A 15094-nucleotide genomic window follows, 5' to 3' on the forward strand; every position below is an offset into this window, starting at 1 on the left:
TACAACTATACAGATCAGGTAGGAAACATCGGACTGGCGTATTATAAAGATGCTTCCGGAAACCTGAGGCTAAACAGAACTACACATTATGACGGATAATCCATATTGGACTTTCAAAAACGATGAACTTGCGAAATCAAAAGTATTAGCTAAAGAACTGAATATTGGAGAAACAGATTTCAGTAATATTCAACATTGGTTTGACTTATTACTGTTGAAGCATGAAGAGGCGACTAGCGATAGGGAAGAACAATTAAGCATTGAAAAAGAATTGGAAACCAAATTTAACGAACTGATTTCATCAGAAATTGCCAGGAAAAGTTATAAGTATATTCTTCCAAAATTGTTGAACTATAATAATGTTTTCAATGATTCTTTTTTAAGGTCATTGTATGTATCAAGGATTGGTGCGTTGCTTAGAGATAATTTGATTCCGCAACTTGTTAAGGATAGAATGATTGTTTATTCTCCCGAAGATTTTTTACACGTTACTATGTATCTTAGAGAGAACTATTTTATTTCCCCTAACAGTAATTTTTTGGAGGACATTCTCAAAATAGAAACTGTTCGTGGTATTATTAAGGAGGCTTCTGTCAGTATTAAGTTTGAAGTCTTGAGAAATATATTGCACATAATATATCAGAAAAGCTTTCACCATGACATTATCTGCTTTAAAAAAATTCTGAAGTTGGTTTCATTGGCAGATGTTGAGTTAATTGACTATTTGAAGGGATTTCGAGTAGAGAATAAGCAGGGCTGCTATAAGATTATTAATGATCTCTTGAATTTGAAGATTACCGAAGATATCTGGAACGACTTTGAAATTAAAGTTCAGTTGATTAATTTTTTCGATGCGGCTAGAAGTGCTAACCCTAGCCCTGCCTGGAATAGAAAATTTCAGGAAGTGTTAGCTACAATAGAGGAAAATAAGCTTTTACAAGTTGTACAGACTGTTTTTGAAAATGAAAATTGTAAGACCTATGAGTTCGATTATGGAGCGGAATGGGGCGACGATGTATCAAAGCGATTTTTGAAATCAGCGAAATGGATAAAAGAAGGAATCCAAAATTAAACCATAGCTTTTTTCTTCCATGTTAGAAGTTATAAGAAAGAAAATTCCGTAAAAAAGGCTGTATCGTGTGGTACAGTCTTTTTTATGGAATTTTATCGAGTATTTAAGAATAATGCAATTTCGGAACTTTGATAGTTCCGACAAATATGCTGTAGCCGGTCAGGTATAACGTGGTGTTGATATGTGGAGAGGGCGAGTTCTACCAGACGGGCTACGCCATTTCGGACGCAAAAATGCGGTCCCTCCGTTTGGGAAGGGACGGCATTTTTGCCGCCGGATTTTGGATTATCAGACGGGAATAGGCTCAGAACGAAAATCCTTTAAATTAAGGAAGAATCCTCTGTATGGGGTCATACCATTGCGGAATAGTCCCCATAGCAAAGAACATCCCATTGGCGCTAATGCTGAATTTATATACAGGTCTTGTTTCTCCAGTGCTTCAGCCAGTGAACAGCTTGGGGTATCGTCTGACATTTCAGATTGCTGTAGCAGATCACCATATTCATCGGTCATAAACGGCAGAGTGGCTACCGTTTTATATTTTTCGGATTGCGGTTGTCTGATTTCGCCAATGGTAGAGAGGAAAACCTGACCTGTAAATTTCCCGTTCCCAAAATCCAGCAGGTATGCGGGGCGATCCCCGTAGTTCCTGTAGGAACTAAGTTCTTTAAGGATTTCAGTAGTTTCAAACCTAGCTTTTACGGTATCAACACAGGATATATAAATTGTTGCTTTGGCGCTTGTAGGTATTCTTCCCAAACTATTTTTCTCAAAATTCTTAGTTTCAGATTTCCAATTCGTGCCTGCCCAACGGTTGGTACGGTTGATAAGGGCAACGGATTTATAAAGTCCTATTTCACATTCGGCAAAGCGTTGCCTTCCTATATTGGGATCGGCAATCTTATCGCTATCCCATAGACGTATACATAGTCCGGGATGGCCTAGTGCAATCAGACTGTGGTCTAATTCCCAAAGGCAGGTAAGCACTTTTGAACCTGTCCCCCCTGCCCCAATAAGATTCACGGTTATGGGGTTGGTGGGACTCAGAAGCTCTTTATCTGTGAAATGCATTCTTTGTTTTTCAGTATTCATTTTATAAGGTCTTTTAGGGTTATATTGGATTTTTTAAGTACATCAAGAGGAAACTTTTCTCCCGTTGAAACGAGATTCTTCCATAGACTCACACAGTTCCCTTTAATCGGGTTATGTCCTGTCATTAAGTGACTGAAGTAACTATTAAAAAAATAGTCTTCCCAGGCTTTGGTAAATTCTTCCAGCGTTGCTGTTTTCATAATTCTTACATCAACGCTACCCATACATACCTTTCCGTCTTCATAAACATTAAAGAATGGGGCATAATAAAGGGGGGTATTTTTGGCGGGTCTGCGGTTTGTGGTCAGTGCAAAAACTGTGAGACTTTTCCTGTCTGCCATCCACAACATATGGGGTACATGGGCTTTACCATTGGGCAAATCAAGGTTTTCGGTAAAGCAAAGCTGCCTTTGCATAGATTTCGTGAACCATACGGCCTTGCCTTTTAAAGGATCAATGTGCAATATATGGCTCCCTAAGATGCCAGAAGATTGCAGGCAGTCAACTTTATTGTCAGTTATGCGAAGCGCTTTTGTCAGTGCTGTAGCTTCCCTTACTGTCAGGCGGTGGGCATTGAGAAGCATTCCGGTATCATCCATATCAAAATGCTCCACATAACCATCAGGGTTGTTTCCCTCTTTGAGATAGAAGACAAGTGCGGATTGCGGAAAATACAATGGCTCAAATTCTTGGGTAATATCATTAAGTTCTTTCATTTCTTTCATTTCTTTATGGGGTTATAGTGGTACAATAAGTAGCAGAGGTCATCCAACAGCGGAAAAAGGCGATTTTCAAAATCAAGGCTTGGTTGAATTGACCTCTTGTTGTCAAAATGTTTGGTTATAATGGGTTCTTCCATCTGCCCATATTCCTGCAGTTCGTTATTAACAGACTGTTCAATATTTTCACTCAGCCACCCGTGATCATTGGCACAGAACGAAATATATCTGTCCATCGGTATGATATTGTCCATATCATATTCATTAGCATCTCCATTGGGGAGGGCATTTTGGAAGATATTCTTTTCCGGATACTGCTGATAAATATGTAAAACTTCATAAGCCAGTCGCTGACAATCTTTGTCGAAGGTATCATTGATTGCACAAGAATATAAGCGGTTTTCAAATAGCTCCAAATTCTTATGGTTGAAAATCTTTTGTTCCATACGGTCGCCTATCTGCTCTGCCTGCGTAAACTCAACCATACATTCTTTGACATCTTCTCCTTCATCTTCAATCAACCAGTCTTTTTGCATTTCATATTGCCAATACAAATAGGAGTCTTGCTGACGGTAGTAGGGAATACCCGCCACATGATAGAGGTAAGAGAAAACCGACAAAAACAGAAGGGCTGTTTTTTTTCGTCGGGGATCTTTAAGCATCCGGTGGAGTGGTATAACGGGAATATAGTAAAGGCTTCCCCCTGTGCTGTATCTTTCAGTACAGGTAAGGGAAATTTTCCTAGAGTATTGTATCAAACGTATTTCCTCCCAATTTTCAACATTTGCTTTAAGCTGTTTTTTAATATCCCACATTGCCAGTGAAATATTGTACGGATAGCCAAAAGATTGTGTAGGCATGGGTTCTAAACCATAATGCTTTGCTAGGTAAGAAAGGGACTTATAAAAATCCCTTTCTTTTTTTTCCGTTTCTTTACATGCCTGTGTGGTTTTTGATTCTTTAAGTTTGGGTAGGAATACGGGTCTCAGAAAATTACAGGAAGCATCGTAGCCGGAACAGGCTGTAGCTTGTCCTTTTTTATTTCGCTTGCATCTTTGGGGTTTTTCATCCAAATTGCGAATTCGGTTAACTGTCTGTGAAGTTTCTGTTGCTTTGGGTCTTGAGGTAGTTTGATTTTCCCCGATATAATTTGTGGTTGCATAAATCATTGTTTTGTTATTTATTGGGTTATCCTTTTGTGCCGATTACAGATTCAAAACGGTATTGTACCGCATCGTCTTTGATAACGGGACCTGACACTTTTGCGGTGGTCAGGATGGGGTATGTATTGGAATAAAAGTTAAGGACTGCCTGAACATTCCATTTGGGTTCTGGATCAGTGAGTTTAATTTCCTGTCCTTTATCAGTAAGTAGGAATACTCTTTCTAATTGTGTTGCTAGTAGCATGTTTTTGCATTTTAGGGTTAACAAAAATTATTCTTCGTCCTGTGCTATAATATCTTGCGGTGTTTCCTCCGCATTGAAAAGGTCGGGGGCGAAATGACGGGCGAAATCATTCTGACGTTTCCGAATGACATCTGCATATTCGGGGTAGTCGGAAGTCTTGGGTAAAGCCGTCCAAGCATCCCGATACCGCTGGTCTTTTTCAAAGGTGTCCGCTTTCAGCATTGCATTACGGTACTTTTTCTCGCTTGCTTCTTTTTCCAGCTTCTCTTTATCTGTTTTCTCCTTTTCCATAGCAGATTTTCTGCGGGCTTCCTCCAATTGCTTTGTAAACACTTCCATGTTGTCTACTAAACCCGAAGCGGTTTGCAAAGGCGTTGTGGCTTTTTCAAAGTACCCCATATCAAGTTCCTCCGGAGTTCCCCTGAGATTGTAGGGAGGTATAATATCTTTTGCCTGATCTGAACATGTATTGTTTTGAAGAAATGATGAAACAATAAAAATGTTATCTTCTTTGGCTATGGTAATAACTAAGTTTCCATTGATATTCATTTGGGCGATCTGCCTGAAAAAATTTGCATCCATGATATTGTTATTTTGAAGTGTTTTGTAATTGCTTTCTGATTTCCATCAGCTTATTGTATATATCCGTCCAATAGGCTTTGTTTCTCTTATCGAAGTCGGAAAAGATTTTATCTTTGTGTTGGAAGCCTTTGAACGTTTTGGCTTGGTTTATTGCTTTGGTGAGGTTTGTAACTTCGATTGAGTGACCGTTTAAATCTGTTATTGTCATTAGCGTTGTGTTATTTTTGTTTATTTGATTTTTAATCGTTTTCCCTGATGTAGGTAGCACTCACAGAAAATGGGTCTTTACCTTCTGTTAGTCGAATCTCTGCTTTGAACTTTATAGAAAGATTGTGTGCATAATGTATTGCTGATGCTTTTTTACGATAAGTTTTGAAAAAGAATTCTATCTGTTCCCAATCCCGATTATCATTATGCGGTTTGATTTGAAAATTATATTGCTTTTTCATCGTTGTTTGTTTGAGGGAGGTTTGTTATCAGGTATTGGTAAATCTTTTGTAGGTCAGCTTTTAGAAAACCTTCCCAATCCTGAAAAACAGTATAGTTATGTCCAGTTATATGGCTATTCTTATCTAAAACCGCTATCTTGTTAAGATCCAGACAATACCCTTCAGCGTAATAGAGCCTGTATGTGATTTTATACTCTTCGGGAGGTTGTATGAAGCTGTTAATGTCCCGCTGTGTTTTAATAATGTGTATATCACCATGGAGAATTTCCCCGATCTGGTCAACGAGTTCAAATAATAGCCGTTCAATTGACTTTTTCATTTTTTAAGTTTTAGGGGAAAGACAGTCCGCCAGTACCTGACGGACTGTTATGAATGGGTTAGTTAAGGGTAAATGCTTCTGCGCCGTCTGTAGCAAAGGATGTACATAGCTCAAATGCTTTTTGGGTTTTCATCTGCGCTGTACCTCCCATTACAATGGATTGTAGCTTGGCTTCACCATCCTTGTAGTTTCTTACATTCTGGTAATATCCTGTCACCGCATTGTAGGCACCGAACAGCGTTCCTTTTGTTGTTTCCATTTGTTGGGTGTCGCTGATCATTGCATAGGCGAAGGCATCATCTACCGTATTTTTGAATACGGTGGAAATTTCATCCTCGGCTCCTTTTTTAAGCAGGTCAAGTGTTTCTTTGTTTGGGCATAGTGCTAACTGGATCAGTTTTTTTACTTCCCGATCGGTTACTTTTACCTTTGCCCATTCATTGAATATGCCTTCTAATTGTTTAGTAAGGGAGTTTGCCAATCCCATTATCTTGTGGGCATTTTCCAAGCGTTCTTTTGCCCCTGCGGTGTGTTTGATGCGTACGACGTTGCTCATATTTCTGAGCGAAGCATTCAGGGTATTCTGACATACAATACGGATAGGGGTAAATGCTGCCGTAATGCTTCCGCTACCATCATGTGAAGTCGTTAGGAAGATGTATTTTTCGGTGATATCATCACCATTTCCTACACGGATATAGTCGGGAAGTTTGGCGGTAATAAAGATGCGTTCCCCTTGTCCTAATGCTCCCGCAGTTTCGTAGAGTATACCGTCATTACCTCCTACGATAGCGTCAAAGAAAGTGAACGTATCACGGTTTTGTATGATCTGATAATCTTTTCCTACAACTCCAAGTACGGCATTATTATCCATGCGGATGTTGGCGAAGTAGTTGGGAACTTCTGTTTCGTTTTCTTGGAATTCTATTCCTTCTGCTGTCTGAAGGATTCCTGATCCTTTAGTATAGAGGGGGGATTTGGTTACTTCGTAATCAAGCCCTGCAAATTTGATGGCTTCTTCACTGGTGGGGTAGTCCTGGATAATCTGGCCTAACCCATGCCATGCCTTTTCTTTTACGCTAAAGAATGAATAACGTCCTGTCTGATTGTTGAAATTTAAATTGTGTGCCATGATATTTAATTTTATAATGATTATTGAGAAGTTTAAAGACAGTCAACCCTTTGAAGATGCTTGCCTGTTAAGGATTACAGGCTTTTAGTTTCACCACCTATCCAATCACCATCGTTTTTGATGTCTAGTACTGAAGGGTTTTCAAAGATGTAAGTGAAAACCTCCTTTAGCTCATCTAGGGATAGTTTACGGGCGTATTTTGCTTCGTTATAGGCAGGAGTTATAATGATCTCTCTGTCTGATTGAAAAGACATTGCCACAGGGATTCCGTGTACCCCTTCATCAACCCATAGGCTGAGATAGAGATCATTAGCATACTTGGTGGCAATGATTAGTGTATCATGTCCGGTATAACCCCCTGCCTCTGCTATCTGATGTATAGTTTCGTCATTAAACCGAACCCTTGCCAGCCTGTTAAATTTTACCTTATTCTGGCTTGCCATTTCCTTAGCGAAAAGCATAGGAGACATGGGGGCACTGATAGTGTCTCCCTTTCGTGATAAGAGGTTTTGTACTTTGAATTTTAATTGATCTTTCATTTTGTTTGTATTTTTGCGTTGATTATGGATGGTTAAAAAGGCAGGTCGTCCGTTCCATTGTCTCTATCTGCTGTTACTGGTTCTTTTTGTTCGGTGGGATTGGTGTGTTGTCCAACATTCCCAAGGAGTTTGATTTGTGAGGTATGGAAGTTGAGTCCGGTGTGGGCGTTGCCATCTTTTCCCGTCCAAGTGTTTGCGGATACTCTTCCGGAGAGTTCAACGAGTGTTCCTTTGCTAAGGAATTTTGTTATACCTGTGCTGAGCCAGTAAGAGCAGTCGAAGAAGGTAAACTGCTTGATGCGCTCGCCCTGCTTATTGGTATAGCTGTCGTTGACTGAAACAGAGAAGCTGACTACCTGCCTTTTGTCTGTCGTTGTGCGTACCTGTGCGTCGTGTGTTACTTTTCCAATGATGTTCATGACTTTTCTTTTTTTGAGTTAGAGAATTTGTTATTGTTCTCTTTTTCCCTGTCGTGGCTTTTTTTCGTGATACTTTCCAAAAGAAAAACCGGAAAAAAGAAAGCAGATATGGAAGACGTACAAAGGGAAAAGCCAAAAGGAAACGGAATAAAGGAAGGGTTGTGAGCGTGGGCCTTGTGTTTATGCCGTAGTCTTTTGGCGGGTTTGTGCGGTTGCTGTACGTCTTACCTTAGCTGCCTTTTGTCCGGTTTCTTTGGAAAGTATTACCAGTGTATCACCTCAATCTGATTGTAAGCATATCTGAGAAGTGAGAATAATAAGCATGTATTGGAAATAGGCAGTAGCGGACTGTAATTCCAATTTTAGTTAGCTGGATATAAGGATATGTGGGATTGATATAGGACTGTGCTTTTTAAATAAGAAGTCCTGACTAAGGATGGAATTGGTAATTTGAATGATTAAAGGATTGGTAGTAAGAAAACCGGGAGTAGTAATATTGACGCAGGGAAATACTGATGTTTATTTTCAATTTCCTATGAGATCTTGGGTTTGATGTGATTTCTTGAGGTAAATGGGGATATATGTTTTAAAATATACATATATTTGTAGGATGTTGTTTTTATTTAACAACTTGAAGTTAACCCTGTTGCTGGCAGAGCAATCTGTGATAAGCACCAATAGTTATTCCTTTTAAGGGAGGTATGAATAATTTGGATATGGTTACAAACGGCTCTCAACAAGTTTGGACTATAGCCAGGAGTACTTCATTAATATGAAGCCATAATAATATAGATTCATCCGCGAGATGTTTGGTCAGAACAAAGAGTATAAGGACTTTTTCAAAGAGGTTTTTGAAAAGTACAGTCAGTTTATTTTCTCCCACGTTATTCGTAAAGTGGGAAAAAGAAATGATGCGCTAGATATCACGCAGAATGTCTTTGTTCATCTTTGGAAATATAGAAAGAAACTGAAGAGTGTAAATGCTGAAGCGATCATTTTTAAAGCATGCAGCCAGGAGATCTATCAGTTTTATAAAGATAAGCCAAGCAAGATGGAAATCCCAATAGAAAACCTGAACATTGAGATAGAAGACCATTCAGAGGAGGAACTTGAGGAAAAAATAGAGAAAGAACGTTTATTGGAATCCATCTATGATACCCTGGAGTTAGTTCCTGTCAGGAGGAAGCAAATTTTTCTATTGAGTAAAATTGAAGGCAGGACCAGAGAAGAAATAGCGGGTGAAATGAATATGTCTAAGTCAGCCATCGGCAATCAGATTGATAAAACGATGAGGTTTCTCATTGGGAAGTTAAGAAGGTAGCAGGCTTGGTTAGAGTCGCTCAAAAAATTCAGGAAGGTATAAACGGCGCCGTGTTACCCAATATAAGAGCCTATGTAGTAGCTACATATTTTAAAAAAAATATTCCTCCTTTTAAATGCCCATTTTAGCTTTTTTTTAGCTACGCTAATACACTGCGTATCGTAATTCTATCTTACATATGCATTGTATGTAAGAACCACTCAAAAGAAATGAACAGGTAAGTTTTGAAGAAAGATTTAAGATAAAATTCTTGAAAAGTAATAGTACCTTTTTTTAATCCCCAAATTTGGCAATCATAGAAATCCTAATTATCTTAAAGCATATTACTGATAGTCATGCTGTAATGGGATTGTTATCCTTAAAGCTTACCTCTTAGAATCATAGCACGGGATATTTCTATACTGCTTTTTTGTAGGTGTCTTTAGTTTGGCAGGTTGGTACAAGATCTCAAACATTTCCTTATTCTAAAATGTAGTGAGGGACCATTTATGAAATGGACTTTTTTACCCCTATTCCTTTATTTAATCACTGTACAATCTTTAAAAGCCCAGGACAGTCTTTCCCCAAAAGTGATAGTTGTTCCCCAAAAGTATCTTTCGGAGGTGAAACGCCGATCAGATAGGCTTAACAGCAGAATTACTGGAAACAGTGCTCAGCTTCTGCGAAGGTGGCAAAAGAACGAAGAGAAGTTGAAAAGGAAACTGGAAGCCATAGATCCATCCAGGGCGGCATCCCTATTTGCTCAAGGACCTACACAACTTCAAAAGTATAAAGATGAGATTAAAGGAAAGATGTCTTTACAATCAATTCTTGGAGAAAGTTTTATCGATCCTAGTCTTGACAGCATGGGAGTTTCGTTACGTTTCTTAAAGAATTCAGGAATTGCATCACAAAAACTTTCGGGAGCCATTAGGTCTGTTGAAGGGCTGAAAGATAAACTACAGGTTACAGACCAGATCAAGGCTTATATCCAGCAGCGTAAGGAACTACTGAAAACCCAGCTGGCCACTTATACAAAGCTTTGTGGTGAATTGCAGCGGTTGAATAAAGAAGCCTATTATTATGCGCAACAAATCAGGGAATACAAAGACTTACTGAAGGATAAGAAGAAAGCGGAACAAAAAGCCCTTGAAATACTCAGGAAAATTCCGGCTTATAACGATTTTATGCACCAACACGCAGAACTGGCCGGGTTATTTAATATCCAGGGCACAGGAGGTAATTCTGCCAGCCTGGAAGGGCTGCAGACCCGGAGCCAGGTGGAGGCCCTGATAGCACAACGGGCAGGAAGCGGACCGAATGCAAACGCTGTTATCAGCCAGCAGATGGAAGCTGCACGAAGTAAGCTGGAAGAGCTAAAGAAAAAGTTTCCAGGGCTGGATAACGCTGGAGAAATGCCGGCATTTAAGCCTAACGAAATGAAAACGAAAACCTTTCTTCAGCATCTAGAATTCGGCAGCAACATACAATTTCAGCGCAGCAACCGTTTTTTTCCTACCACCAGCGAGCTGGCGGGTCAGATAGCGTATAAGTTCCATAAAAATGGAAGTGCAGGTTTGGGACTGTCGTACAAATTAGGGATGGGCACTGGATTAAATAATATTCATTTTTCGGGGCAGGGAATGGGTGTGCGTTCCTTTATCGATTGGAAACTGAAAGGTACTTTCTTTCTTAATGGAGGTTATGAGCGCAACTATATGCCAGCCTATGAAGGTTTACCTGTCGGTTATGGTCAGTCGTGGACACAAAGCGGGCTGGTTGGCATCAGCAAAAAATATAAAATAAACAGTAAGCTCAAAGGAAATGTGATGCTATTGTTTGATTTTCTCTGTAATACCCATATCCCTGCTACTGATCCGGTTAAGCTCCGGATGGGATACAATTTTTAACCTGTTTTTACACCCTAAATCATATAGTATTATGTTATGTAAATGTTATCCCTTTACGTTTATCGTACTGTTATTCTTGTCGGCGCGTTGTCTTGCGCAAGTTGATTTGCCCACGGGACGGGCCACTTTTGGCCTTCCGCTATATAGCTATACGGATGGTGGCAGGTTATCAGTAGATCTTTCTCTAAATTATACCTGCGGTGGAGGAATCCCCATCAATCAAATACCCACAAGTGTTGGTCTTGGCTGGGAATTAACTGCGGGTGGTATGATTACACGCCGGACTATCGGTACGCCAGATGACCAAATTGGAGGTACATATGATGGCTACAGGTATGGTGATGGGTTTATGGTGTATTACCCAGAGCGGCTGCAGCCTATAGATCCTACAGCCGGATTTTTACCGCTTGTAGACCCGGGATCAGAAAGTGTTTACCAACCTAATGCCCAAGTGCTGAAAGACAGGCAGCAGGATGTTTTTGATTTCCAGTTCGGCGGTCGGAGTGGCAGTTTTATTATCTCCCAGAGTGGTTTTGTGAGCCCTTTGGACAACTCAAAATTAAGTATTCAGAAGCAGGAGTACAAAGCGTTGTATGATGATAGCACGATCACTACGATCAGTTCCTTTACTATTACAGATGAAAGAGGGATCAGGTATACCTTTAGCGAAACAGACCGATGCAACTTAATTATTATCACCAAAGGAACTAAGCTACATCCCACAGGGACAACAGCTACTTATGTGATTCCCGGCTATACTGTCAGCAACTACTATACACACAACACTTGGTATTTAAAGGAGATTTATGATCCTTTTTCTGGCCATAAAATAACTTTCAACTATCAGGGGTATAAACTCAATTATATAGCAGGGTATGACGGGGTAAAAAGTTATTCAACGACCAATGATGGTAGATCAAATTATGGGGGACAAAGCTTACCGATGATTTATGCCGGAACAAGGAAAAGACTCTCATCAATTCAATTTCCCGATAATACCACATCAGTATCATTTATATACAATGATTCGGATATGGTGGACCTTCCGGGACAAAAGCCGCTTAATCAGATCCTCATTAAGCAGGATACGGTAGTTACTTCCGGATATCAGTTTGCTTATGAGTACTTCTTTAGAGATTCCACGCGGTCATTTTCCTATTCGTTTAGCCCTACAGACTTAAAATTCGCCAGGTTATCATTAAAATCGGTTCAGAAATTGGGCAGATATAAAATTCCTGATGCTCCTTACAAATTTACTTACTATAATAAAGTTCCTATCCTGACGGGAATGGCTACTGTTCCGCCGCGAGCCGTTAGCGCTAGTGATCACTTTGGGTTTAATAATAACAGGACCTATTTCTTTCAGGATTACTCTACGGGTGACAATACCTTTAATTCACTGGAGGAACTAACATCAGAGGTTAATAGGATAGTGGACCCGTATTGTACGGCAATGCTGGGAGGATTAAGAGAAGTATGGTACCCATCGGGAGGTAAGCTGCTGTATGAATATGAAAACAATGATGCACTAAGCGCTGGAACCAGCCAGTTGAGTGGCGGAATTAGAGTAAAAAGGACCACCTGGTATGACATGGTAGATACTTCAAAGAAAATTATAAAAGAGTACAAATACGTCAATGCCGATGGAACCTCGTCCGGTTGGGGATATGAAAAACCCATACTCAGTGATACTTCGTATTCCAGGTTAGTCATACCCCCCAGTACCTCGGGGTTTAAAGTGGGAGATTTTGTTTATTCCTACACGGTAAATCCTACTGCTATTAAATCGGTAGGAAATGCAATGGCCTATGGGAGCCTATCTGCAGCGGGTGAGATTATTGCCACCCAACTGTTTTGGGGACTAATCATTGGAATCATCATTGACATTTTTACTCCCCCACCTACCACCCAACAACTTTTGTCCACCAATATCCAGTATTACAGTACACATCCGTCCAAGAATAATCTGCTGCCACATATGTATAAACGGGTTGAGGTTTATGAGGGGACTCAGGTTTCCTCTTTGGGGAAAACAGTTAACGAATTTACATCTCCAGATGATTTTCCTTTGCTTGCTGCCAGTCAGGTCCAGCCCTATTCCAATAAAACCAGATGCCTTCCATGGGTGTATGGGCTTCCCAAGAAACAGCAGGAAATTGCACAGAATGGGAGTGTCAGGTCAGAAACAGTATACGCTTATTTACCGCTTGCCACTACGGTTGGAGCAGGCAATATAGTCTGGAGGCCAAAAACCACTTTATTATGTCCTGAGTCCATGTTCACCTATTATGCATCATTGATTGAGCTATATTCCGAGACTTATACTCCCATTTTTGGACGTACGGACCTGGGTTCAATGACAACAAAAATGTATGATAGTACAGGGAATTTTACCCAAACATCAACATCCTATGTGTATAATCCCCTAAACCTTCAACCATCAAAGATCAATGCTGTAAATAGTCTAGGAGATACTATTCAAACCAGAAGTTATTATACTACCGATTATGCTCCACTAAGCTTCCCTGCGTTATGGGCCCTCCAGGATGCTAATGCGGTTGGGTTACCAGTTTCCTCAGAGGTTTGGCAGGTGAATACCAGCGGTCAAAAGCTACTTACAGCAAGTAATACTGAGTATAAGTTTCAGCCTGGCGGCGATATCCAGTCTGAACAGATTCAAGTATTTCAAAATGATGTTCCGCTTAGTGCTGCCCAGGCAGGCAGCTTTTCCGGAACTACGCTGAATAGAATGCCGGGTTATGTGAAAAAACAGAAGACGATGAGTTATGACGGGCAAGGAAACCTTGTTCACGTGGGAGATCCCAACAGACCAGAGACGGGGTATCAATGGGGATACGGCGATAAGGATGGGAATTTCAGTAAGTATGTTACCGTGGCGACACAAAATGCACATGCTGCCCACAGCGAAAAGACCGGTTCAGTCGGTACGGTAACCACAAAGAGTGTTCGTGTGCAGGGTACAACTCCACAAACGCTCAGCTTTACGCTTTCGCAGCCCTCTACCGTTTACATTAGTATTACGGATTCGGTTTATGGCTCTAATGCGATGGGGGATTATACCTTAAGCTGTTCCTCTCCTTCATTCAGTTCGTCTGGTAGATTATTGAAGATCAGGTCTACTGGCCGATGGGATGACGAATTTAATAACAATATGGGATTTTATCCCCAGTATTATGTTTACACCAATTTACCAGCAGGGACGTACACCTTGTCAGCTGCCAAAGCTTCTTTTGCACCTTCTATTGATATGATCTGCTCTTATTTTTCAGACCCACAGCAGAGCATTTCTGCTGAGTTCTATTATAACGGATTTGAAGATACTAACTATGCTGATACTATTGTGGCCTATGCAGGTAAAGGATGTTATAAAGGCGATTATACTGTATCCTTTTCACCGCCGGCTGGGAGAAGCTATCGGATAGATTACCGCTACTTCTCAGCTGGGAAATGGGTATATACGAGTAAAACCTATGTTTCCGGAATGGTTTTGTCAGATGGAAACGCTATTGATGAAGTACGTGTTTATCCTACCGATGCTGATATAATGACCTATACTTATGAACCTGGAGTAGGACTTACCTCTAAATCGGACCGGAATGGTAATACCGAGTTTAGTGAGTATGATTATCTGAGCAGGCTTAGTATTGTAAGGGATAAGGATCGCAATATCATTAAAAGGATTTGCTACAACTATGCCGGCCAACCAGAACAGTGTGGAGGACAGTCCTATACCAATGATGCCTTCTCACAGGTTTTTACTAATAATACCTGTGGAAATGGATTTACGCCTGGCGCCGACATCTATATCGTTCCTGCCGGGAAATATACCTCCGATGATAAAAATATGGCCAATTACCTGGCACAGGAGGATATCCGTTTAAATGGCCAGAAAATAATCAATCAAACGACTAGCTGCAGCTGTGGCGGGGACGAACCAGGATCAGAACCGGACCATAAAGTAATCAACGGGAACTGTGTGACAGGGGTAAAAACCAATTTTAACCGGCCTACTCCGGGGCAGCCCAATTTATGCGATTACGGGTATTATTACAAATTTCCTGACGGTACAACAAGTGTGTGGATTGTTACCCAGCAAAGGCCTTGTAATTAACGATTTGGTTTGTTCTAAGAAT

Annotated in this window: 15 protein-coding genes; 4 read left to right on the top strand and 11 right to left on the bottom strand. The window is 40.4% G+C overall.

Translation table 11 applies throughout. The features are described 5' to 3' along the window. The first annotated feature begins 88 nt into the window (after window positions 1-88). Window positions 89-1072: a hypothetical protein gene (locus ACTJIP_RS08845; protein ID WP_440704422.1), complete on the top strand. Its 984-nt coding sequence runs from the start codon at window positions 89-91 to the stop codon at window positions 1070-1072. A 288-nt stretch (window positions 1073-1360) separates the two neighbouring features. On the opposite strand, the gene ACTJIP_RS08850 is transcribed toward ACTJIP_RS08845, so the two are convergent. From ACTJIP_RS08850 to ACTJIP_RS08900, 11 genes are all read right to left on the bottom strand, one after another. Beyond that, a complete protein-coding gene (locus tag ACTJIP_RS08850; RefSeq protein ID WP_440704423.1) occupies window positions 1361-2164 on the bottom strand; it encodes a PRTRC system ThiF family protein in 804 nt (267 codons plus the stop codon). Next, window positions 2161-2889 (bottom strand): PRTRC system protein B, encoded by a 729-nt coding sequence (locus ACTJIP_RS08855; RefSeq protein WP_440704424.1) that lies wholly within the window; start codon window positions 2887-2889, stop codon window positions 2161-2163. The genes ACTJIP_RS08850 and ACTJIP_RS08855 overlap by 4 nt, the downstream gene beginning before the upstream one ends. After that, a complete protein-coding gene (locus tag ACTJIP_RS08860; protein WP_440704425.1) occupies window positions 2886-4052 on the bottom strand; it encodes a hypothetical protein in 1167 nt (388 codons plus the stop codon). The genes ACTJIP_RS08855 and ACTJIP_RS08860 overlap by 4 nt, the downstream gene beginning before the upstream one ends. A gap of 19 nt (window positions 4053-4071) precedes the next feature. Beyond that, entirely contained in the window at window positions 4072-4290 is a 219-nt protein-coding gene (locus ACTJIP_RS08865) for a PRTRC system protein C (protein ID WP_440704426.1), read from the bottom strand. Between the two features lie 27 nt (window positions 4291-4317). Beyond that, window positions 4318-4872 (bottom strand): prtrc system protein e, encoded by a 555-nt coding sequence (locus tag ACTJIP_RS08870; protein WP_440704427.1) that lies wholly within the window; start codon window positions 4870-4872, stop codon window positions 4318-4320. Window positions 4873-4879: 7 nt separating this feature from the next. Next, window positions 4880-5080, bottom strand: a complete 201-nt coding sequence (locus ACTJIP_RS08875; RefSeq protein ID WP_440704428.1) for a hypothetical protein — start codon at window positions 5078-5080, stop codon at window positions 4880-4882. Between the two features lie 31 nt (window positions 5081-5111). Next, entirely contained in the window at window positions 5112-5321 is a 210-nt protein-coding gene (locus tag ACTJIP_RS08880; RefSeq protein WP_440704429.1) for an addiction module toxin RelE, read from the bottom strand. Next, a complete protein-coding gene (locus tag ACTJIP_RS08885) occupies window positions 5305-5640 on the bottom strand; it encodes a hypothetical protein (RefSeq protein ID WP_440704430.1) in 336 nt (111 codons plus the stop codon). The genes ACTJIP_RS08880 and ACTJIP_RS08885 overlap by 17 nt, the downstream gene beginning before the upstream one ends. Before the next feature lie 58 nt (window positions 5641-5698). Then, the gene (locus tag ACTJIP_RS08890; RefSeq protein WP_440704431.1) at window positions 5699-6772 is read right to left on the bottom strand and encodes a DUF932 domain-containing protein; all 1074 of its coding nucleotides are present in this window, start codon (window positions 6770-6772) and stop codon (window positions 5699-5701) included. A gap of 74 nt (window positions 6773-6846) precedes the next feature. Further along, the gene (locus tag ACTJIP_RS08895) at window positions 6847-7311 is read right to left on the bottom strand and encodes a hypothetical protein (protein ID WP_440704432.1); all 465 of its coding nucleotides are present in this window, start codon (window positions 7309-7311) and stop codon (window positions 6847-6849) included. Between the two features lie 32 nt (window positions 7312-7343). Next, a complete protein-coding gene (locus tag ACTJIP_RS08900) occupies window positions 7344-7730 on the bottom strand; it encodes a single-stranded DNA-binding protein (RefSeq protein ID WP_440704433.1) in 387 nt (128 codons plus the stop codon). A gap of 805 nt (window positions 7731-8535) precedes the next feature. Here ACTJIP_RS08900 and ACTJIP_RS08905 point away from each other — a divergent pair. The 3 genes from ACTJIP_RS08905 (at window position 8536) to ACTJIP_RS08915 (ending at window position 15072) form a co-directional block, all read left to right on the top strand. Next, window positions 8536-9051 carry a sigma-70 family RNA polymerase sigma factor gene (locus ACTJIP_RS08905; protein WP_440704434.1) on the top strand — a complete coding sequence of 172 codons (516 nt, stop codon included), beginning with the start codon at window positions 8536-8538 and terminating at the stop codon, window positions 9049-9051. Window positions 9052-9539: 488 nt separating this feature from the next. Then, the gene (locus tag ACTJIP_RS08910; protein WP_440704435.1) at window positions 9540-10940 is read left to right on the top strand and encodes a hypothetical protein; all 1401 of its coding nucleotides are present in this window, start codon (window positions 9540-9542) and stop codon (window positions 10938-10940) included. A gap of 106 nt (window positions 10941-11046) precedes the next feature. Next, window positions 11047-15072 (top strand): DUF5977 domain-containing protein, encoded by a 4026-nt coding sequence (locus ACTJIP_RS08915; protein ID WP_440704436.1) that lies wholly within the window; start codon window positions 11047-11049, stop codon window positions 15070-15072. Window positions 15073-15094: the final 22 nt, after the last annotated feature.

Origin of the sequence: Chryseobacterium sp. 22543, from assembly GCF_052044565.1 — a bacterium.
Taxonomy (GTDB): Bacteria; Bacteroidota; Bacteroidia; order Flavobacteriales; family Weeksellaceae; genus Chryseobacterium.

Excerpts from the sequence above, each read along its gene's own strand:
- ACTJIP_RS08850 (WP_440704423.1), bottom strand. The coding sequence starts at position 2,164 with ATGAATACTGAAAAACAAAGAATGCATTTCACAGATAAAGAGCTTCTG.
- ACTJIP_RS08875 (WP_440704428.1), bottom strand. The coding sequence starts at position 5,080 with ATGACAATAACAGATTTAAACGGTCACTCAATCGAAGTTACAAACCTC.
- ACTJIP_RS08870 (WP_440704427.1), bottom strand. The coding sequence starts at position 4,872 with ATGGATGCAAATTTTTTCAGGCAGATCGCCCAAATGAATATCAATGGA.
- ACTJIP_RS08845 (WP_440704422.1), top strand. The coding sequence starts at position 89 with ATGACGGATAATCCATATTGGACTTTCAAAAACGATGAACTTGCGAAA.
- ACTJIP_RS08885 (WP_440704430.1), bottom strand. The coding sequence starts at position 5,640 with ATGAAAAAGTCAATTGAACGGCTATTATTTGAACTCGTTGACCAGATC.
- ACTJIP_RS08890 (WP_440704431.1), bottom strand. The coding sequence starts at position 6,772 with ATGGCACACAATTTAAATTTCAACAATCAGACAGGACGTTATTCATTC.
- ACTJIP_RS08860 (WP_440704425.1), bottom strand. The coding sequence starts at position 4,052 with ATGATTTATGCAACCACAAATTATATCGGGGAAAATCAAACTACCTCA.
- ACTJIP_RS08865 (WP_440704426.1), bottom strand. The coding sequence starts at position 4,290 with ATGCTACTAGCAACACAATTAGAAAGAGTATTCCTACTTACTGATAAA.
- ACTJIP_RS08880 (WP_440704429.1), bottom strand. The coding sequence starts at position 5,321 with ATGAAAAAGCAATATAATTTTCAAATCAAACCGCATAATGATAATCGG.
- ACTJIP_RS08855 (WP_440704424.1), bottom strand. The coding sequence starts at position 2,889 with ATGAAAGAAATGAAAGAACTTAATGATATTACCCAAGAATTTGAGCCA.
- ACTJIP_RS08905 (WP_440704434.1), top strand. The coding sequence starts at position 8,536 with ATGTTTGGTCAGAACAAAGAGTATAAGGACTTTTTCAAAGAGGTTTTT.
- ACTJIP_RS08910 (WP_440704435.1), top strand. The coding sequence starts at position 9,540 with ATGAAATGGACTTTTTTACCCCTATTCCTTTATTTAATCACTGTACAA.
- ACTJIP_RS08895 (WP_440704432.1), bottom strand. The coding sequence starts at position 7,311 with ATGAAAGATCAATTAAAATTCAAAGTACAAAACCTCTTATCACGAAAG.
- ACTJIP_RS08900 (WP_440704433.1), bottom strand. The coding sequence starts at position 7,730 with ATGAACATCATTGGAAAAGTAACACACGACGCACAGGTACGCACAACG.